19 protein-coding genes are annotated in these 19532 nt (G+C 39.0%); 3 read left to right on the top strand and 16 right to left on the bottom strand.

Translation table 11 applies throughout. From position 1 onward, the window contains the following. The first annotated feature begins 50 nt into the window (after window positions 1–50). Together ACLCDL_RS09070 and ACLCDL_RS09065 are read left to right on the top strand one after the other, a co-directional pair. On the top strand, window positions 51–2684 hold the full coding sequence (locus ACLCDL_RS09070; RefSeq protein WP_423147968.1) for a hypothetical protein: 2634 nt from the start codon (window positions 51–53) through the stop codon (window positions 2682–2684). A 3-nt stretch (window positions 2685–2687) separates the two neighbouring features. Next, window positions 2688–4109 (top strand): DUF5723 family protein, encoded by a 1422-nt coding sequence (locus ACLCDL_RS09065; RefSeq protein ID WP_423147967.1) that lies wholly within the window; start codon window positions 2688–2690, stop codon window positions 4107–4109. Between the two features lie 5 nt (window positions 4110–4114). Here ACLCDL_RS09065 and tsaB read toward each other — a convergent pair whose 3' ends face one another. From tsaB to mscL, 5 genes are all read right to left on the bottom strand, one after another. Beyond that, the gene (gene tsaB, locus ACLCDL_RS09060; RefSeq protein ID WP_423147966.1) at window positions 4115–4801 is read right to left on the bottom strand and encodes a tRNA (adenosine(37)-N6)-threonylcarbamoyltransferase complex dimerization subunit type 1 TsaB; all 687 of its coding nucleotides are present in this window, start codon (window positions 4799–4801) and stop codon (window positions 4115–4117) included. Between the two features lie 18 nt (window positions 4802–4819). Then, window positions 4820–5068, bottom strand: coding sequence for a membrane protein insertion efficiency factor YidD (yidD, locus tag ACLCDL_RS09055; protein WP_423147965.1), 249 nt, complete (start codon window positions 5066–5068; stop codon window positions 4820–4822). After that, complete coding sequence (locus ACLCDL_RS09050; protein ID WP_423147964.1) at window positions 5046–5438, bottom strand: ribonuclease P protein component; 393 nt, start codon at window positions 5436–5438, stop codon at window positions 5046–5048. Before ACLCDL_RS09050 ends, yidD begins: the two co-directional genes overlap by 23 nt. A gap of 73 nt (window positions 5439–5511) precedes the next feature. Then, the gene (rpmH, locus tag ACLCDL_RS09045; RefSeq protein WP_017258626.1) at window positions 5512–5670 is read right to left on the bottom strand and encodes a 50S ribosomal protein L34; all 159 of its coding nucleotides are present in this window, start codon (window positions 5668–5670) and stop codon (window positions 5512–5514) included. A gap of 91 nt (window positions 5671–5761) precedes the next feature. After that, window positions 5762–6172 (bottom strand): large-conductance mechanosensitive channel protein MscL, encoded by a 411-nt coding sequence (gene mscL, locus ACLCDL_RS09040; protein WP_423147963.1) that lies wholly within the window; start codon window positions 6170–6172, stop codon window positions 5762–5764. A gap of 139 nt (window positions 6173–6311) precedes the next feature. Here mscL and rpoN point away from each other — a divergent pair, with 139 nt between their 5' ends. Further along, window positions 6312–7784, top strand: coding sequence for an RNA polymerase factor sigma-54 (gene rpoN, locus ACLCDL_RS09035; RefSeq protein ID WP_423147962.1), 1473 nt, complete (start codon window positions 6312–6314; stop codon window positions 7782–7784). Window positions 7785–7796: 12 nt separating this feature from the next. Here the strand turns inward: rpoN and ACLCDL_RS09030 are convergent, their stop codons facing one another. The 11 genes from ACLCDL_RS09030 to ACLCDL_RS08980 all read right to left on the bottom strand — a co-directional run bounded on the left by ACLCDL_RS09030 (window position 7797) and on the right by ACLCDL_RS08980 (window position 19443). After that, the gene (locus ACLCDL_RS09030) at window positions 7797–8138 is read right to left on the bottom strand and encodes a hypothetical protein (RefSeq protein WP_423147961.1); all 342 of its coding nucleotides are present in this window, start codon (window positions 8136–8138) and stop codon (window positions 7797–7799) included. A gap of 107 nt (window positions 8139–8245) precedes the next feature. Next, window positions 8246–9493, bottom strand: a complete 1248-nt coding sequence (locus tag ACLCDL_RS09025) for a PAS domain S-box protein (RefSeq protein WP_423147960.1) — start codon at window positions 9491–9493, stop codon at window positions 8246–8248. Between the two features lie 109 nt (window positions 9494–9602). Then, window positions 9603–10841, bottom strand: coding sequence for an efflux RND transporter periplasmic adaptor subunit (locus tag ACLCDL_RS09020; RefSeq protein ID WP_423147959.1), 1239 nt, complete (start codon window positions 10839–10841; stop codon window positions 9603–9605). A 3-nt stretch (window positions 10842–10844) separates the two neighbouring features. Beyond that, entirely contained in the window at window positions 10845–12152 is a 1308-nt protein-coding gene (locus ACLCDL_RS09015) for a heavy metal-binding domain-containing protein (RefSeq protein WP_423147958.1), read from the bottom strand. Beyond that, a complete protein-coding gene (locus ACLCDL_RS09010; RefSeq protein ID WP_423147957.1) occupies window positions 12130–13383 on the bottom strand; it encodes a TolC family protein in 1254 nt (417 codons plus the stop codon). The genes ACLCDL_RS09015 and ACLCDL_RS09010 overlap by 23 nt, the downstream gene beginning before the upstream one ends. Then, entirely contained in the window at window positions 13367–15274 is a 1908-nt protein-coding gene (locus tag ACLCDL_RS09005; RefSeq protein ID WP_423147956.1) for an efflux RND transporter permease subunit, read from the bottom strand. Before ACLCDL_RS09005 ends, ACLCDL_RS09010 begins: the two co-directional genes overlap by 17 nt. A 26-nt stretch (window positions 15275–15300) precedes the next feature. Continuing rightward, window positions 15301–16581, bottom strand: coding sequence for an efflux RND transporter permease subunit (locus ACLCDL_RS09000; RefSeq protein ID WP_423147955.1), 1281 nt, complete (start codon window positions 16579–16581; stop codon window positions 15301–15303). Window positions 16582–16588: 7 nt separating this feature from the next. Beyond that, window positions 16589–16843: a heavy metal-binding domain-containing protein gene (locus ACLCDL_RS08995; RefSeq protein WP_423147954.1), complete on the bottom strand. Its 255-nt coding sequence runs from the start codon at window positions 16841–16843 to the stop codon at window positions 16589–16591. Window positions 16844–16954: 111 nt separating this feature from the next. Beyond that, on the bottom strand, window positions 16955–17350 hold the full coding sequence (locus tag ACLCDL_RS08990; RefSeq protein WP_423147953.1) for an HYC_CC_PP family protein: 396 nt from the start codon (window positions 17348–17350) through the stop codon (window positions 16955–16957). 57 nt (window positions 17351–17407) lie between these two features. Continuing rightward, window positions 17408–18610, bottom strand: a complete 1203-nt coding sequence (gene uxuA, locus ACLCDL_RS08985) for a mannonate dehydratase (protein ID WP_423147952.1) — start codon at window positions 18608–18610, stop codon at window positions 17408–17410. A gap of 11 nt (window positions 18611–18621) precedes the next feature. Then, entirely contained in the window at window positions 18622–19443 is an 822-nt protein-coding gene (locus tag ACLCDL_RS08980; RefSeq protein WP_423147951.1) for an SDR family oxidoreductase, read from the bottom strand. Between the last annotated feature and the right edge of the window lie 89 nt (window positions 19444–19532).

The raw sequence follows: 19532 nt of genomic DNA, 5'->3' as shown, positions 1-19532 counted from the left end.
CTTCCAGCATTTTCTTTCGCAGCGCTTTAAAAATATACTTTTGTAATTGGATGAGAAAGACGCTACTCTTTATAATTCTGTTATTTATTACTGTTTTAGCTGTAGCGATACTGTATTTTTCGAATATTGCTACCGGTTCAAAACAGAATACCAGGGCGCTTGCATTTATTCCTGCAGATGCAGCAATGGTAATGGAATTTAAAAACGATCCGTCTTTTTATGAAATCTTTAGGAATTACCGGCCTTTTGATGCTGTTATTGGCAGTCAGAAATCAGCAGAGCTGCTGCAATTAAAAAACATTTTTATTGAAAACACTCAACTGCATGAGCTACTTAACGGGCAAGATATTTATTTTTCATTCCATCCGGCCTCAACAGGAATAGAATTATTATGGCTGCTAACTCTGCACACTGATTATTCTGCAGAAGATATAGAGAAAATCTTACTCAAATCTCAAAATACATCTTTTAAAAAAGATATATTTGAAGGAGAAACTTATTACGAAATAGAGGTAAAAGACTTTAATAAGCCTTTTTACTTACATCTTTCAAGAGGAATTGCTGCAGGAAGCTTCTCAAAAAACCTGTTTTTACAAGCTCTGGATAAAGATGTTAAAAAAATTGACAGAGAATTTATAACCGAAATCAATAACGACAGCCAGAAAAATTCAAATTCACCTTTAAACCTGTTTATAAATCACAACACTCTACCCTTGTTTCTGGGCGAGTATTTTAAAGAAAAACCGCAGTCTTATTTCAATTTACTGAAACAGTTAAACGGATTCTCTTCTCTGAATATGAATTTCAGAACCGATGTTATGATGTTTAACGGATTGACTTCAACCGATACTTCTGAAGCCAATTATCTGAACGTATTTCTTCATCAGCAACCTGTTCCGAATACGATAAAGAAAATAATCCCGTCAGGCACGGCAAATTTCATACTTTTCGGTATATCAAACACCGATCGTTTTTCTGCCGATTTGAACAACCTTTTTCAGAAAAGAGGCGAAGCAGACGCACTTAAAAAACAAATAGAGCGTATTAATTCAAAAACAGGAATAAATACAGGCAAAGATCTGCAGCGATTATGGGGAAAAGAATTTGGCCTGATACAGGCAGCAAACAGAGAAAAAGTTGCAGCAATAAAAACTACCAACGGACAGGAACTTGGGCGGGCACTTGATCCACTAAGTACGTCCTACTCGCCAACTATCCGGCATTTTGATAATTCAAATTTACTTTACTATTATTTTGGCGACGCCTTAAAAGAATTTACAAGGCCATTTTATACTATTATTGACAATTACCTCATTGCAGGAAAAACACCTTCAGCTGTTCAGCAGTTTCTGAACGATTATTCAGCAAATAAACTGCTTATAAAAGAAGCAGACTTTACTAATTTCAATCAGTATCTTGCTACAAAAAGTACAGTTCTATTCTTTATACATACCAGGAACTCCGAACGGATAAGGAACGCTTCACTCAAAAATTCTTTTTCGAACAAGTTTAAAGACAACGACTATGACCTGAAGAGTTTTTACGGCCTGTCTTTTCAGCTAAGTTCAGAGAACGACCGGTTTTATACCAATTTATATACGGAGTATAAATCGCCTGAAAAAACTGAAAAAGAATTAGCCTGGAAATTTAAGATGAACGGACGGAATGCTATTACTCCCCAGGTTGTTTTGGCAGATAACGGACAAAAGCTAATACTTGTACAAGATAATATAAATAATTTGTACGCCCTTTCTGAAAATGGCAACAAGCAATGGAGCACGCAGTTAGACGGAAGAATACAGGGAAAAGTTTTCCAACTGAGCGATAGTTCCTTATTATTCAATACAAGCAGGCGTCTTTATCGAATCCGCACTACGGGAAATTCCTTTCCTTCATTTCCCATAGATCTTACTGAAAAAGCCACTAACAGCTTAAGTATTACGAGCACAGATACCGCCGACTTGCAGATCCTCATTCCCTGCACTGCTGATATTATTGCCTATACAGTGACAGGAAAACAGCTTCCAGCATGGAAAAAACATTTTGAATCGAGCATTTTAGAAGACATTAAAATCATAGATACGGAACCCGAAAAGCGAGTGCTTGTAGGAACAGAAAGTGGAGCGTTCTATTTTTATACTTACCAGGGAAACCTTGCGGAAAAACTACAGGATCCGAAAAGAAGAAAAATAGCGGGCCATTTTTACCTGGATCTGAAAGAAGAGAAAAAAGATTCAAAAATTGTGACTACTGATACCAGTGGCACGCTGCTAAATTTCCATTTTAACGGCACGGTTACGGATAAAAGTTTCGGCTCCTGGCCATCGGAACACTTTTTTTATTTAATGAATATAAACCGTGAAGAAAGTAAAGAATTGATCTACCTGTATACTAATCAGCTTGAGGTATATGATTCTGACAATACATTGTTGTATACTTACGAATTTCCGTACCCTATTACTGAAGATGCTTCGTTTTTTCCTGTTAATAATACTATGTATCAGATAGGAATCTACTGCGGCAAAAATAAATCCCTTTATTTATTTAATGATGACGGAACTCTTGTTAAAGGATTTCCGTTTAAAGGAGAGCCGAACTTTTCCATTTCAACAATAGGAAATAAAGGCGAAAGATATCTTATCTGCGGCACTGAAGGCAATCATATCAGTGCTTTCAAACTTTAAAGAATGAAATTACGACTGCTACTATTAATCTTATTAATAAATTCAACTTATTCATTTGCGCAACAGTTCTCTTTATACAACACCAATACTTTGTTTGACGGATTTGAGAACCCTTCACAGAAAACAGCAAAAGCAGATACTACACGGCAATATGCATTCAATTTTCTTATTCCCGCCACCGGATTTAATGCTGCTTTTTTAGGCCCTGCCCAACCGGCAGTTAAAAATATTCTTGCACAAGGCTCTGTAAAAGGAAGTAATCTTACTGTGGGAGATAATGAGCTAAATAACCTGTATATAAGCTCCAATAATTACCTGGCAATGTTTAAAATATTTAAAACAGTACGTTTAAATAAAGAGATAGGGTTTGCATGGCAGGTACGCACCGATAATAAGGCTGATATTACAACAGAAACTTTAGCAATTTTTGATAATTACGGGCCATTCCGAAAACAGGCTTATTACGAAAACGCCTTTAATAATATAATAAACAATCAATCGTATCACCAGTTAAGTTTTACCTACCGGCAGGATATAGATAAAAAAACTGGATTTGGGGTTAAGCTAAGTTATTTAAGCGGAATAACTTATAATAAATTAGAAGTTGATTCTTCCATGTTATCCGTTAATAAAGACGCTGATTATTACATTTTGCGGTTGCAGGGTTCATTAAAGTCAAACTATCAGTATAAAGAAATAGACCCTGGCATCAAGTTGCCCGGATTCAAAAACCCCGGCCTGGCGTTCACGCTTAGTGGCTATCATAAATTCAGGAACGGCGTTTTTGTAATGGGTAATATCAAAGACCTTGGAATAATTAAATGGAGTAAAAAATCATATTACTACTCTTTTGATAACTCTCTTGATTCGGTACGCATTGACAATGCTTCCCGCCAGGATGCAGGTAAAAGATTAGGAAAAGGAATAGATACCTTAATAATGAAACATGCTGCTCAGAAGGGCTTTGTTTCTGCCATTAACGGCAAAGCTGAATTATTGGTCACCCGCGAGTTTGGGAACTACAAACCTTCACTCCTGCTTTCAAAAAGCCTTTTCTACCCCGGGTCTGATATTGCTTTAATGAACAGTTTCAGAATAAAGGCATTCAATTTCAGCCTTTCAACCACGTACAACACTACCGGATTATGGCAGGTTGGCGGTATGGGCATGATCCAAACGCCAGATTTTGAGTTTTACATTGGCAGTGATCAGTTTTTAAGATCTTACTATACAGGCAAAGGAATAATAACAAGTGATAATAATCTTGGAAATGGAAACTCTTCAGGGGCTTCCTTTTACATGGGTTTCGCAGTAAAATTTGGACGCGTTGTAGAACACAATGCCAATGCGAGTTCAATACCGGGAGTCGGCCGAAATGAAGAACGGCCCGGAATATTCAGCAGGTTGTTTAAGAAGAATAAATAGAAAAACTATTTCTTCGGGGGCAGGATTAAAAAATCTTTCAGGTAAAAAGGCTCGAAATAAGCTGTATCTTCAAATTGCCTGCTTCTGAACTTGCTGTATGCCGCCGCACTCATGTGCTTTGCTGAGTTTGAGAATTCGGCATAAAAATGAGCATTTTTATTATCAGCCAATACTGCTTTACACTTAGAGGCACCATCGCCAAAAAAAACAATCGGTTTTTTTTCCAATACCTCTTCAAAAGCATGTTCATCAATAATCTTTGCTTCAACAGGTAAAATCTCTTCCAGTTCAGAATTATAAAGAGCGGTATACACCTCCATTCGGCGTGCATCTATCATAGGGCAGAATAAGGTATCCTGATCATATACATTTAAAGCAATTATACCTTTCGTCATCGATTGAAGCGTATCTACAGCAATAAGAGGTATATCCAATGCAAAACAAAGCCCTTTAGCTACAGAAACACCAATACGCAACCCTGTATAAGAGCCTGGCCCTTTGCTTACTGCAATGGCATCCAGATCATTCATGCTTTTAGCTGCATCGGCCATCACCTTTTCAATAAACAATGTAATTTTAGCAGCATGAATATTTTTTTCATCCCTCTCTTCAAATGCAATTACTTTTCCTTCCAGAGATAAAGCTACTGAACACGAGGATGTAGAAGTTTCAAGTTGAAGAATTAGTGACATCAGTAATGAATTTTAATTTTAAGGAACAGGGTCGTGACCGTGTTTTCCCCAGGGATGGCAGCTTGCCAATCGCTTTAAAGTAAGCCATCCGCCTTTAAATGGTCCGTATTTCTTTATCGCTTCTACTCCGTATTGCGAACAGGTTGGAGTAAAACGGCAGGAAGCACCTAATAAAGGTGAGAGAAAATACTGGTACAATTTAATTATCAGTAAAAATATTCCTCCTATAAAAGGTTTTAAACCGTTATCCCAAAGTTTTCGCCACATACTCCCTCACTAATTGTTCAAATACCTTTTTGATTTTTTTCTCCAGAAACTGAAAATCATGAATTTCCCGGCCGATGTAACTTACACCAAAAACAACAGGAGTTTCATCTTTCAGAAAAGGATACAGAAGATTGTTTTTATTTAAACGATAAGCTTCGCGTATACGCCGCTTCAGCAAATTGCGGTCATGTGCCCGTTTAAATTTTCGTTTTGGAACACTTATCACTACCTGCGCCGGAACGTTTTCTGTAAGCTCTGTAATGAGCCAGCTTACCCGGTAGGGATATAAAAGAAAAGAAGAACCTTTATGGAAAAGCTCGTCTAAAAGCTTTTTACTACATAATCGTTCTTCTTTTTTAAAAGTATACATTTTCGAATGCTTCAACTTTAAATGCAGATAAAAGAATCTGCCTTGCTCCGAAGAGCTGCCAAGCAATCAAAAATTATGCTTTATGACGACGCTCGTCAGATACTGTCAGTCTTTTTCTGCCTTTTGCTCTTCTGGATGCTAACACCCTTCTACCATTGGCAGTGCTCATGCGCTCTCTGAAGCCGTGCTTATTTCTTCTTTTTCTCTGAGAAGGCTGAAATGTTCTTTTCATGACGTTATATATAAAGTAGCTTTAAAAACAAGAGCGCAAATATAGCTGCTTTTTTTTCAAAATCAAATTCCAAAACTAAAAAAGAACTTCTTTATGCCTTGCTTTTTAAAATATCGCGTATCTCTGTTAACAACACTTCTTCTTTTGTTGGCGCCGGCGGAACTGAAGGTGCAACTTCTTTCTCCCGTTTCAATGAGTTAATCAGCTTTATGATCAGGAAAATACAAAAAGCTACTATCAGGAACTGAATAATTGTATTTATAAAATTTCCGTATTTAACAGCAACTTCCGCAATATTATTTGCCTTATCTGCTGGTTTTAAAACCCATTGAAGTTCTGAAAAATCAACACCACCGGTTAAATACCCTATGGGTGGCATAATAATATCATCTACAAGGGAGGTAACGATCTTTCCAAAAGCAGCTCCGATAATTACACCGACTGCAAGATCTACTACATTGCCACGCATGGCAAACTCTTTAAATTCTTTTACAAAGCCCATAAATAGTTAATTTGTAAATAAAATTATAAATCTTTTTTATACATACAACGTTTAAGCGATACAGAATTAACAGTAATAATTTTGCGGCAGGAGTATCTGCAATGCTATATTTATTTAATTTTGCGCTACCAAGGTATATATGCTAAAACAGAATCTACAACAAAAGCTACTTCAAAAACTCTCTCCCCAGCAAATTCAGTTCATAAAGCTACTGCAAGTTCCAACCGTTGCTTTAGATACGCGAATTAAAGAAGAACTGGAAGAGAACCCCGCTCTTGAAGATCTGAGTTTAGCAAATATGAACGAGCCTGCCGAAGAATATCCGGATAAAGACCCCGATGAGGAGAGTTTCAATGAGGAGGATACCGGCGAGTACGACGAATTCAATATAGAGGATTATCTTCAGGACGATAACCTGAACGAATACGGATCAAAATACGAACACAATGGAGATGATGAGGAAGAGCATAAGGAAATACCGATTGCCGTTCAGAACTCTTTTTTTGAAAACTTGCAGCAGCAACTCGACCTGGTGCCGCTGTCGGACAAAGATTTTTTAATAGCACAGCAGATAATTGGCAGTCTGGATGATGACGGTTATTTGAGAAGGTCCATTACTTCGCTGATAGATGATCTGGCTTTTTCACATAACATCTTTGCTGAAGAGGATGAATTGGAAGAAATGCTGAAACTGATTCAATCTTTTGAGCCTCCTGGCGTTGGCGCAAGAGATCTGCAGGAATGTCTGCTTATCCAGTTGCGAAAAAAAGACCTTAATAATCCAGCCATTAAAAAAGCTATTATAGTAGTAGAAGATTACCTGGACGAATTTACCCGCAAGCATTACGAAAAAATTGAGAAAGCACTAAACCTGGATTCTGAAGAACTGAAAGAGGTTGTTGCTGAAATATTAAAACTTAATCCCAAACCGGGAGATTCGGGAGAAGTAACGACGAAGCAGTTGCAGGTTATTCCCGATTTTCATATAACTAATAATGATGGCGTGCTGGTGTTAACTTTAAACTCAAAGAACGCCCCCGAACTTCGTGTAAGCCGCTCGTACCAGGAAATGTTCGAGCATTATGATAAAACAAGCCAGAAAGACAAAAAGCTTAAGGAAGCTGTTCAGTTTGTTAAACAGAAGCTCGATTCGGCTAAATGGTTTATAGACGCTATAAAGCAGCGGCAGCAAACGTTATTAAAAACCATGAACGCTATCATGAATTACCAGTATGATTATTTTCTTACCGGTGATGAGCGGAACCTGCGCCCGATGATTCTAAAGGATATTGCCGATAAGATTGGAATGGATATCTCTACTGTATCGCGGGTAGCAAATTCTAAATACGTGCAAACAGAGTTTGGTACTTTTCTGCTGAAATCCTTTTTCTCTGAAGCCATACAGACAGAAAGCGGCGAAGAAGTTTCAAACAAGGAAGTGAAAAAGATACTGGAAGAATGTATCAGCAAGGAAGACAAACACCATCCATTAGCGGATGAAAAATTAACGGAGATATTAAAAGAAAAAGGATATAATATTGCCCGACGAACGGTAGCTAAATACCGGGAAGCTATGAATATTCCTGTAGCAAGGTTACGGAAAGAATTGTAGCATTACCGGTTTTTATTCCATCTCTAAACCTATAGCCTTTGCTATAAGCATAATTTTACTTAACCAGCTTTGCAGCAGATATCCTTTTCCTTTAGGGTATTTTACAATGAGAAGAAATTCACGCTGGTTAATTTGTGAAGAAGAGTGAAAATTATAGGTATAACCCTCGTTCAGGTATTTTCCGAAATCATATTCCAATGCAGATGAAGCTGCTTTAATGGTATTCGAGCCCCACTCCTCCTGTTCATACAAATCCAAAACTTCTTTCCCGGTACGTCCTAATAATACGGCAAATTCTTCTGCTGATAACCCCTGAGCCTGAGCAACACTTTTTACAATTTTTCCAAAATGCATTGAAATAAGTTTTTATTGATTTCTGAACAGATTGCTGTTCCCGTATTTGTTCGGAAAAGTGGGGATAAAAGTTACAAGTACTTATAATAGGTTCAAGAAAAGATAGTTCAGGATTCTACCTGGTTTATTTTCTGAGTTATTTCCCTAACGATTTCATCAAGCTCGATGGAGGATGTCTCAAGTAAGGCAATCAGCTCTTTTCTTTCTTCTGTATCATAAATATCTTTTAATAAAGAGGTGAGGCTTAGAATGGAAGCAACCGGTCGTCTAAACTCATGCGAACTCAGCCAGGCAAGATGCCGCAACGCATTATTCTGCTGATTTATTTTTTCTTCCTTTTCCTTTCGCTCTGTAATTACTGTTTCTACAACAATATAATATTCCAGGTCAGCTTCCTTATCAAAAACAGGGCTACCGTTTATCTGAACCCAGTACTCTTTACCGGTTTTAGTATAATTAATATTCTCGGCAATAAAAGTCTGGCTATCCTTTATAGATTTATCCAGCAAAGCACTTATTTCCCTGTTGGTATTTTCTCCTGCTAATAGTTCTTTACTTCCATGTTCTGTTAATTCATCTGCAGTATAATTTGTGTAATGTACAAAAGCTTTGTTAACCCAAATTATATTTCCCTCTTTGTTATAGACTTTTATGTGGTTGTCAATCTTATTTATAATTTCTGCCAGGCGCCTGTTTTCTTTATTAGATTGGCTGATCAGTCCAATATGTTCTTCCAAAACGCTGTTTAATTCTTTTTCTTTTTGATATGCCTCCTGTAGTTTTTGTTCCTGGTTTACATTGTCGGTCACGTCGGTTATCAGCACCATTCTGCAGGTAAGCTTATTAAAATACACAGTATGAGATACGATGGAAACAATAAAGACCTCCCCCGATTTTTTCATGTGATTCCAAACACCCGAATAATTTATGGCGAATTTCAAATCTTTTATCGTTTCAACTAATTTGGGGCTATCCTCTACAGGCCGGATATCTTTAATCGTCATTTGTAAAAACTCAGATCGTGTATATCCGTATTTTTCAATCGCAGCATCATTTACTTCAATAAATTTTAAATCTGAAGTACTATACAGCCACATTGGGTTGGGATTAGCAGCAAACAGCGTACGGTATTGCCTTTCGGAAACGATGAGCCGTTTTTGCTGGCGTTTCATTTCGAAATATAAAATAATAGCGGTAACAGTTACAAAGAAAGAACCTTTACTGATTCGGATAAACAACCTTACCTGATTGCTGGCATCCAAGGCAAACCAATCTATCAGATTATCGCTAAAATACACCCAGCACAAACCGGTTATAAGATATAGCAGAGGAATTCTGTATAATTTTAGTTTCATGTGAGCGCCCGCAAGTATTAATTGGTATAGTTATAATACTGATACGTAAATTATTCGCCGGGGTTGTATAAATAATAAAAAACTTAATTTATAGTTTATTGAAGAAATATTATTGAAGCATTCCCATTCCTGACATGGGATCGGCTCCTTTTTTAAGAACAAATTCGCTGTAAATAAGATAAGCTCCAGTGGCTGCTATGGCATCACCTTCGTTAAGTCCTGATACGATTTCAACAGCTTCAGAACTTTCTGTACCCGTTTGCACTGTACGTGGTTCAAATGTATTTTGCCCTGTTTTTACGTACACCTGCGTTCCTTTTTGACTGCGTACTATAGCAGTTAAAGGAACCGTAAGTTTTAAAGAGCTGTTTCTGTTCAGCTTTATCTGCACCGGCATTCGGGGTTTTAACATGCCTGAAGGGTTAGGCAAAACAGCCCTGAAAAGCGTCAGCTGAGTTGTAGGTTCATATTCAGGATTAATAAAACTTACTGTCGCATTGAGTAATTGATTTTCAAAACCCGGTATAAGTAGTCCAATCTTTTCACCAATTTTAATTTCGGAAGCTTCCCCGGGATATAATTCGCCCTCGACCCATACTCTGTCTAACTTTTCAAATGCATAAACGGCTGCTCCTTCCGGTAAATATTGACCTTCCGTAGCCCTTATTTCGTTTACAATACCTGCTTGCGGAGCAAAAAAAGTAACCTGAGGTGTTGTTTTCCCGGCTTTTCTGATGTGCGCAAGCTGTTTTTTACTCATACCAAAAAGTAGGAGCTTCTTTTCAGCGGATTGAAAGAAGGATACATACCTTGGATTTTCCCTGCCAAATTCCCTAAGTTGAGCCCAGGCTAATAAATATTCCTGCTGCAATGTTAAAAGTTCTTCACTAAAAAGCTGAAATAATGCTTCGCCCTTTTTTACTGAAGTTCCTGTTTCTTTTATAAAAAGTTTATCGATGCGTCCTCCAATTTTCAAGCTCACAACCTCAGATTGTTCCGGGTCTGCAGCTATTCTTCCATTAATAATCTTTTTTGAAGCCAGCGAACCTGTACCTGCTTTCATTAATGTGATGTTAGCAAGCTTGAGTTGCGCATCTGTAAATTTTATAGAATTGGATTTACCCAAATTTTCTTTTACAGGAACCAGATCCATCCCGCAAACAGGACAGGAACCAGGTTCATCTTTTACAACTTTCGGATGCATCGGACAGGTATACTGCTGATGCAAATGATGCTGCCCTGCATCGTGAGAGCCTGAATCAATAGCTGTAACTGTATTCTTTTGGCCAGTACAGGCCGCAAGAAAAACAACCAAAAACAATACTACAAGAATTTTAAGTTTCATCATCTCTTATTCTGAAATTGCAATAAAGCTTTCACTGTCAACCAGGTAATGTGCATTGGCAGCAATCTGATCGCCAGAAGATAACCCTTTTTTTACCTCAACTTTACCGTTCAATCGCATACCCGGAACGATTTCCCTCGGAGTAAAAACACGCTCATTTTTTACAAATACCAGTTGTTTTGTACCCAGATTGATTACTGATGCTGCAGGAATCCACCATGCATCTTTGACTTCCACAGGAAGTTTTGCCTGAACTAATTGCCCTATTTTCAACTCGCCTGCATTGGAAACATTCAAACGGACTTTTAAAAAACTTTCTCCGGCAGTATAAAAAGGAAGAATCTGTTCAATATGAGCATTTTCAAAAGTAGTTCCATTTGAAAATAACGGAACCTTTTGGCCTTCGCTCACCTGTTTTACATTTTCGGGGGGAATAGTAATTTCTGCCCATACTGCTGAAGTATTTACAACTTTAAACAGAACCTGACCGGTATTTACGTAGCTGCCTTCCTGTAATAAAGATGTAGTATTATTGTCAGAGACCGGAGCTGAGGCCGTGTTGACTGTTTCCATTCCTCCACCCATCACCGGTTCCTGTGAGGATGTGATGTTACCTGTAACAGCATTCTGAACCGGTCGCTGAGCACTTTCATCTACTAAATAACCAGAATAAGGGCTATAAATTGCAAAGCTATATCTTTCTTTTCCCGAACGTATTACCTGCTCAACCTGCGCCTCTGTAACTCCCAGCAGATACAGTTTATTTTTAGCAGAAGCAATTAAGCTCCTGTTTTCCGGATCCATATTTACCAGGTAAATTAATTCCCTCTGCGCTGTAACCAATTCAGGACTGTATATTTCAGCAAGTTTCTGCCCTTTATTAACACGCTGATAACGATATTTTAGATATAATTTTTCTATCCTTCCGGAAAAACGTGCAGAAATTGAATGTATCTTGCGGGTATCATAAGTAATAATTCCAGGGACAGTAACAGTTGTTTTTACAGATTGTGAATCAGGCCTGACCACATCAATATCACTTATAATTACTTCATTGGGCGATTTTAGTAAAGAAGTCAGGTTTGCGGGAACTCTCAATGTATCTGCTGCTGATTTTTGGCGCACTAAATTCATCCCGCAGATCGGACAATCTCCAGGTTTATCTTTTACAATTTGCGGGTGCATCGGGCAGGTATAGCGTGTTTCTTCATTTGCACTTCCTTTTGTATGTTCGTACTGATCGCAGGAAACAAGCATCTGGACGATCAGCATAACTGCAAGAACAAGCGTATTACTTTTCAATCTCTTTTTCATACTCCGCAATCATTAAATAATAATTCTCCATTTCATCCAAGTATTTCATCCGTGCCATATTCAACTCTTCCCATGCTCGTATCACAGTTGGGAGATCGGATTGATTTTCTTCGTAAGCGATATGGCTTGCATCAAAACTTTTCCTGAGGGCAGGAATAATCTTTTGCTGGTAATTATCCAGATGATGTTCCATCACCATCAGATCACTTAACATTGACTGAATTATATTTTCGGTTTCTATCAGCCTGGCACGACGCTCGTTTTTCATTGCTTCAATATTAAGCTGCATTGCTTTTACTTCTGATCTATATCCTTTAGCCGACCAGGGAGCAATGGGAATAGAAATCATAGCCATTGCCGTGAACTGGGCAGGCATCATGGCATCCCTGTTCGCCATATGATCAAAGCGGATCCGTAGATCCGGCCTGGCTTCTGCCTTTGCTGCTTCTGTATTTAATTTCATCGAAGCTATATTTTTATCTATCTTGCGGATTTCGCTTCTCGACTGGCTTAAATAGCTCGTGTCAATACCTGCAAGCGGATTAAATTTCACTTCGGTAGAAGTATCTATTTTAAAAACCTCCTGCGCAGGCCTGTTCATCAGTGTATTGAGGCCAATCTGCTTTTTGCGGATCTCGCTTTCAAGCAGCATCTGCATGTTTTCTACATCAAAAAGCTTTGCTTCTGCTGCATAAATACTGCTTAAGTTTCCTTTATTATAGGAGTAGCGTATCCGGGCAAGCTTTTTCAAGGTTAATAGTATTCTGTCATTTTCCTGCACTACTTCCATCCTCTTTTCGGCTACTAACCATTGATAATACAGTTTTCTGGCGGTAAACCTTAAATCGTTAAAAGCGTTCTCCCTGCCTTCAATTTCGACTGAAGAAAGCGAACGCTGATATTCCTGTTTTCTATTGAGCTTTGCAGGATTGGGAATTTCCTGTTCCAGAGAGAACATTAGAGCACCTTTGTCCTGTTCAACAACTTGACCCTGCCGGGGATAGGGTGTCATATAAGTTCCCGCACCAATCATGGGAGGCATCCATGCCTTTGCACCTTGTGCCTGAACTGAGATGCTTTTAGCACGGCTGTTGAATGCTTTTAAATAAGCATTATTCTGATCAATACGGTTTAAAATAGTATCAAGTGTCAGGCTTTCCTGCCCCAATGCTTGTAGCTGCAGCAATAAAACTGCTGCAAATAGTACGTATTTCTTAATGTTTAACATCATACACTTCTATTTTTCCAAATTTTTTCAGCTCATATTCCTTTGTCATTTCAAAAACAACCGGTGTAACCAGCAGAATATGAATAGATGAAGTAAATACACCACCTATCATCGGCAATACAATGGGTAACATTACATCGGTTCCTACTCCTGTAGCCCATAAAACAGGTATTAAACCAAATAAAGAGACTGAGACGGTCATGATTTTAGGACGAAGACGCTTAGCTGCACCTTTAAAAACATAGTCTCGCAGATCTTTTTTACTGATTGTTTCATTTGAATTCCCTTTAAGTTCCACCAGTTCCCGCATAGCTTCATTCAAATAAACTACCATAACCATTGCCGTTTCTACTGCCAGTCCGAAAAGTGCAATAAAGCCAACTGCTACAGCTACCGAAAGATTAATTCCGTAAAAATACACGATGAAAACGCCCCCGATTAGGGCAAAAGGAATAGTAATAAGATTCAAAAGGGCCTCCCGAAAGGACCGGAAAGTAAAATAGAGAATAAAGAAAATGATAATTAAAACCAGCGGAATAATCAGTTTCAGAGTTTGTGTTGCCCTGATCTGGTTCTCCCATTGCCCGCTCCATTCTACATAATAACCTTTGGGAAGAGCGGTTAAACCATGATTCAATTTAGCAATTGCTTCTTTTACTGTAGAGCCAAGATCGCGTCCACGCACGTTAAATAAAACAGCTCCGCGTAGCATAGCATTTTCGGAGTTAATCATCGGAGGGCCATCTTCAAAACAGATATCAGCCACGGATGACAAAGGAATATTACCCATTGACGAAGTAGGAACAGGAATCCTTCTGAACTGATCCAGGCTGTTTCTGAATTGTTGCGCAAGCCGTACACTGATCGAGAAGCGCCTACGCCCTTCTACCGTTGTTGCAACGGGAGCGCCCCCAATGGCAGATTCAACCACACTGTTAACTGCGTCAACACTTAGTCCATATCTCCCAAGGGCGTCTCTTTTCACATCCATTACCAGATATTTCCCCCCGGTAACAGGTTCAACATACAAATCATTCACACCGGGAATATCTTGAAGAAGTGTCTTTATTTTCTCAGAAGAAGAATAAATAGTATCTAAACTTTGCCCGTAAACTTTTACTCCTACATCGGTACGAATACCTGTTGCAAGCATATTGATCCGGTTAATAATGGGTTGAGTCCAGCCATTAACCACTCCCGGAATCTGAAGCCTGGCATCAAGTTCTTGTATAATATCCTGTTTGGTTTTTCCTGCCCGCCATTCTGACTTTGGCTTCAGCATAATAATTGTTTCGATCATGCTGATTGGGGAGTTATCGGTTGCTGTATTCGCCCTTCCGGCCTTTCCCAAAACCTTTTCTACTTCAGGAACAGACTTGATAATCTTATCCTGCACCTGTAAAATTCGTTTTGCCTCTGAATTGGAAATATCCGGAAGTGTGACGGGCATAAACAGGATAGAACCTTCGTCAAGCGGAGGCATAAATTCTGTACCTAGGCTGAACATCATCGGAATTGCAACTGCAAATGCTACGATATTAATCCCAATGGTTGTTTTACGCCAGTTGAGGCACCATCTTAAAACAGGGCCATATACGCGTTCTAAAAAATTATTTACCGGATTTGATCCTTCCCGCCTAAACTTTCCACGCATAAAAATATAGATCAGCACCGGAGCTACGCTTATCGCAACAAGTGTATCCACCAGCATAATAAAAGTTTTAGTCCAGGCTAAAGGGCTGAAAAGCTTCCCTTCCTGCCCTGTCAGAAGAAATACCGGCAAAAAGGAAGTGATTACAATTATTGTACTCCAGAAAACACTGGGACCAACCTGTTTTGCAGATTTTTCTATAATCTCGAGCCTTTCCTGGTTTGTTAATTTACGGTCGGACATAACTAATTTCTTATTGTTGGATACTGTTAGCTTTGAATTTCTTTACCATGAGCAGCATCCGCAAGGTGCCGATAGGCATTTTCAACCATTACAATAGCATCATCTACAATTACTCCGATAGACAAGGCAATACCCGTAAGCGACATAATATTGGATGTAATACCGAAAGCATTTAATAGAATAAAGCCAATTGCTATTGATAAGGGAAGCTGAATGAGGATTACAAAAGCACTCCTCCAGTGAAAAAGAAATATCAACACAATAATGGCGGCAACTATCATTTCCTCGATCAAGGTTTGTTTAACAGAACTTACAGACTCCTCAATAAGTCCGCTTCTGTCATAAACGATATTAAACTTCATACCCTTAGGCAAGCCTTTTGCTACCTCGAGCATTTTTTGTTTTACATCTTTTATTACCCGATCGGCATTTTCGCCGTAACGCATTACCACAATTCCTCCTACAGCCTCTCCTTCGCCGTTCAAATCAAAAATCCCCAGTCGTGTTTCTCCTGTCATCTGAACTGTACCGACATCAGCGATGGTTACAGGAACAGAGTTTACACTGCTTACAGGAATGCGACTAATCTGCTCTATGGAATTAAGATAACCGGTGGTTTTAATAATATAGCCTACATCGCCTAATTCGATCTTTCTGCCTCCGGCTTCATTATTATTGCTACGAATTGAAGCAATAACTTGAGGCACTGAAAGTTTAAAATATGCGAGTTTATTTGGATTCAGTGTTACCTGGTATTGTTTTTGAAACCCTCCGAAGGAAGCTATTTCACTAACTCCCGGCACATTCTGCAATCCAAATTTCACATACCAGTCCTGAACTGCACGTTGCTCACCCAAATCCATTCCGGGAGCATCCAGCGTGTACCATAAAATATGCCCCACGCCTGTTCCGTCAGGACCTAATGAGGGTGTAACACCTGAAGGAAGTAGTTTTGAAGCATAATTAAGACGTTCAAGAACACGTTCGCGAGCCCAATAAACATCGGTATCATCATTAAAAATAATATAGACAAAACTCATCCCAAACATGGAAGAACCCCGCACATACTTCACCTGCGGCAATCCCTGTAAATTAGTAACTAAAGGATAAGTGATTTGGTCTTCAATGATCTGCGGGCTCCTTCCCATCCATTCTGTAAAAACAATCACCTGATTTTCTGACAAATCGGGAATAGCATCAATTTTATTCTGCCGGATGGAATAAATTCCCCATCCGAATAAAATTACAGCTACCAGAAGAACCAGGGTGCGGTTTCTTAAAGAAATCGAAATGAGTTTTTCTATCATAAGAAAATTAATGAACGTGATGAACGCTATCAGTTGAAGAAATTTCTGAACCTTTTTCCACCAGGTTCATTCCGCATTTTGGACATTTGCCCGGTTTATCACTTATTACTTCCGGGTGCATAGGGCAGGTGTAAGTTACTGCTGTTTTTTGTACTGCTGCTGAATCTTCTGTTTTCTGATTTACAGAAGAATTTGTTGCATTGTTACAAGCCGAAAAAGCGATTGTTAAAGAAGCTGCAAGAGCTGCAATTAGAGTTTTCATGTTCTGAATGATAATTAATTGTAAAAAATATTGAAAAACTACTGGCAGAAATTACCAGAAAAAGATAGTTGCCTGAGTCAGAAGATCAGGTTGAGAGAAGACAGGAAAAGATCAGATACGGAAAATACAATGCAGGATATAATTGGAAACAGCATGTACCCGTGGAGGTGCATTGCTTACCGGGTAATCATGAATAATGGCTGTAAGGCCGGGAAAAGAAAAACTTGTAAAGCTGCGGATGATCGGAATTGAGGAAATAACTTTGGCAAGAAAAGAAGCTTCGGATGCAGTGTGCGATTTATCCAGCTTGACTTGTTTTACTTCATCTTTACAGCAATTTTCGGCTTTCTCTTTTTTCATGCCGCAATTACTGCATACCTTATTATGTGCTTTCTCCCCCAGTTCCCAGTTAATAAGTTTGCCCATACAATAATGTAATTGTACAGTTGCCCCGCTTGATATACCGAGATAGAAAAACGCCAATATGGTTACAAGAGCTTTTTTCATTTAATGCTACAAATATATGCAGAAATTAAATAATAAAATAAATTAGATGTTGAGGCTTTATTTTTTACAGAACGAATTAATAATCCCATATTCCAGCCCTCTTAACTCTGCTAAGCCTCTTAATCGGCCTATGGCGGAATAACCGGGGTTCGTTTTCTTTTTTAAATCGTCCAGCATCTGGTGCCCATGATCGGGCCTCATTGGAATACTTATTTCTCTTTTATGACAAACCTGTACAATTTCCTTTACTACAGCATACATATCCACATCTCCCTCCAGGTGGTTATCCTCATAAAAATCACCAAATTCGTTTCTTTTTGTGCTGCGTAAATGAATAAAGTTGATCCTGTCAGCAAACTTGTGGACCATCTCGGCAAGACGATTGTCTGGGCGCACACCAAAAGAGCCCGTGCAAAAACATAACCCATTCCTTAGAGATGGTACGGCTTTTATCAGGAAATCGATATCCTCAGCAGTGCTTACTACACGGGGCAAACCTAAAATACTATATGGAGGATCATCTGGATGAATGACCATATTAACATGGTTCTCTTCGGCCACCGGGATAATCTGTTTTAAAAAATAGATAAGGTTTTGTCGTAATTTTTCAGCGTTGATTTCTTTATAGGCAGCTAAAGCTGTTCTGAATTGCTCAAGAGTAAAACTTTCCTCGCTTCCCGGCAAACCGGCTATGATATTTCTTTGCAGCAGGAGCTTATCATCTTCGGTCATTTCTTCAAACCGTTGTTCAGCCCCCGATAGTTCTTCGGCAGTGTAATCCTGCTCTGCTCCTTCCCTTTTCAGGATAAATACATCAAACGCTATAAAAGCTGCTTTTTCAAATCGCAAAGCTTTTGATCCGTCTGCTACCGTAAAACTAAGATCGGTACGTGTCCAGTCAAGAACAGGCATAAAATTATACGTAATGATTTTTATGCCGCAAGCTGCCAGATTCCGGATACTTTGCTTATAATTTTCAATATAAACTTCAAAACCTTCGCTTTGCGTTTTAATATTTTCATGCACCGGAACACTTTCTACCACGCTCCAAACCATGCCCGCCTCTGCAATTTCATCCCCGCGTTTTTTTATTTCTTCCACAGGCCAGATCTCGCCGTTTGGAATATGATGCAGCGCAGAAACAACGCCGGAACAACCTGCCTGTCTTATATCCTGAAGGCTTACTGAATCTTTTGGCCCGTACCAGCGCATGGTTTGCTGCATCGGATACTGCCCGTTAACAGAATAATTTGAACCCATCAGATGTTGATTTATACTCCTCCAAATATTGAAAAGCCACCATCCACACAGATCATTGCACCCGTTACAAATTTTGAGGCATCACTTAGTAACCAAACCAAAGCTCCTTTTAATTCATCCGGATGCCCGAATCGTTTAAATGGCGTCTGCCTGATGGCCAGTTCTCCCCTTTCCGTATATCCGCCATCGGGTGTGGTTAACAAATTTCGGTTTTGTTCTGTAAGGAAGAAACCTGGTGCCAACGCATTCATCCGGATCGTATCCCCATAGCGTCTGGCAAGTTCAACTGCAAACCACTGATTATAACAGTCCATTGCTGCCTTTCCCATATTGTACCCCAGCACCTTAGTAATGGCTCTTTTGGAATTCATTGAAGAAATATTTACAATACTTCCTTTACCTGCAGTTTGTGCAATAGCTTCGCCGAAAATCTGTGTTGGAAGCAATGTTCCCCACACATTCAACTCCATTACTTTTTTCATTCCTTCCAGGTTCATCTTAAAAATATCTTCATCCGCATTCAGCACTCCTTCAGGACGGTTACCGCCGGCGGCGTTTACAAGGCCATCTATTTGGCCAAATTCACTTATAATTTTTGAACGTGCACTTTGCAAATCCTCCTCATTCATTACATCGGCAATAAGGGCAATGGCTTTTCCGCCGTTTTGGTTAATCTTCTGTGCCCGCTCTTCTGCAATTATTTTGTTTCTGCCGAGGATGCCTACGGTTCCGCCTGCCTCTACTATCCCGTTAACAAATGCTTCTCCCAAAATTCCGGTGCCACCGGTTACTACAATTACCCTATCCTTTAAAGAAAACAGTTCTTCTGACATAAAATTGTTATTGTGATTTTAAGAATGAAATTAGTACAATAATAACTTTTTCTTTTGCTATACCTTAAGGTAAAGAAGATTTATTAATA

The organism is Rubrilithobacter danxiaensis (assembly GCF_047272945.1).
GTDB classification, from domain to species: Bacteria; Bacteroidota; Bacteroidia; order Sphingobacteriales; family Sphingobacteriaceae; genus Rubrolithibacter; species Rubrolithibacter danxiaensis.
Note: the sequence above shows the minus strand (reverse complement) of the source record. Positions and strands in the feature narration are given on the sequence as shown.

What these genes read in the sequence shown, in the direction of transcription:
- ACLCDL_RS09025 (WP_423147960.1), bottom strand. Translation starts at nt 9,493, where the DNA reads ATGAAACTAAAATTATACAGAATTCCTCTGCTATATCTTATAACCGGT.
- ACLCDL_RS08980 (WP_423147951.1), bottom strand. Translation starts at nt 19,443, where the DNA reads ATGTCAGAAGAACTGTTTTCTTTAAAGGATAGGGTAATTGTAGTAACC.
- yidD (WP_423147965.1), bottom strand. Translation starts at nt 5,068, where the DNA reads ATGTGGCGAAAACTTTGGGATAACGGTTTAAAACCTTTTATAGGAGGA.
- ACLCDL_RS08990 (WP_423147953.1), bottom strand. Translation starts at nt 17,350, where the DNA reads ATGAAAAAAGCTCTTGTAACCATATTGGCGTTTTTCTATCTCGGTATA.
- ACLCDL_RS09030 (WP_423147961.1), bottom strand. Translation starts at nt 8,138, where the DNA reads ATGCATTTTGGAAAAATTGTAAAAAGTGTTGCTCAGGCTCAGGGGTTA.
- ACLCDL_RS09010 (WP_423147957.1), bottom strand. Translation starts at nt 13,383, where the DNA reads ATGATGTTAAACATTAAGAAATACGTACTATTTGCAGCAGTTTTATTG.
- ACLCDL_RS09005 (WP_423147956.1), bottom strand. Translation starts at nt 15,274, where the DNA reads ATGTCCGACCGTAAATTAACAAACCAGGAAAGGCTCGAGATTATAGAA.
- tsaB (WP_423147966.1), bottom strand. Translation starts at nt 4,801, where the DNA reads ATGTCACTAATTCTTCAACTTGAAACTTCTACATCCTCGTGTTCAGTA.
- ACLCDL_RS09020 (WP_423147959.1), bottom strand. Translation starts at nt 10,841, where the DNA reads ATGATGAAACTTAAAATTCTTGTAGTATTGTTTTTGGTTGTTTTTCTT.
- ACLCDL_RS09065 (WP_423147967.1), top strand. Translation starts at nt 2,688, where the DNA reads ATGAAATTACGACTGCTACTATTAATCTTATTAATAAATTCAACTTAT.
- ACLCDL_RS09050 (WP_423147964.1), bottom strand. Translation starts at nt 5,438, where the DNA reads ATGTATACTTTTAAAAAAGAAGAACGATTATGTAGTAAAAAGCTTTTA.
- ACLCDL_RS09015 (WP_423147958.1), bottom strand. Translation starts at nt 12,152, where the DNA reads ATGAAAAAGAGATTGAAAAGTAATACGCTTGTTCTTGCAGTTATGCTG.
- rpmH (WP_017258626.1), bottom strand. Translation starts at nt 5,670, where the DNA reads ATGAAAAGAACATTTCAGCCTTCTCAGAGAAAAAGAAGAAATAAGCAC.
- rpoN (WP_423147962.1), top strand. Translation starts at nt 6,312, where the DNA reads ATGCTAAAACAGAATCTACAACAAAAGCTACTTCAAAAACTCTCTCCC.
- ACLCDL_RS08995 (WP_423147954.1), bottom strand. Translation starts at nt 16,843, where the DNA reads ATGAAAACTCTAATTGCAGCTCTTGCAGCTTCTTTAACAATCGCTTTT.
- ACLCDL_RS09070 (WP_423147968.1), top strand. Translation starts at nt 51, where the DNA reads ATGAGAAAGACGCTACTCTTTATAATTCTGTTATTTATTACTGTTTTA.
- ACLCDL_RS09000 (WP_423147955.1), bottom strand. Translation starts at nt 16,581, where the DNA reads ATGATAGAAAAACTCATTTCGATTTCTTTAAGAAACCGCACCCTGGTT.
- uxuA (WP_423147952.1), bottom strand. Translation starts at nt 18,610, where the DNA reads ATGGGTTCAAATTATTCTGTTAACGGGCAGTATCCGATGCAGCAAACC.
- mscL (WP_423147963.1), bottom strand. Translation starts at nt 6,172, where the DNA reads ATGGGCTTTGTAAAAGAATTTAAAGAGTTTGCCATGCGTGGCAATGTA.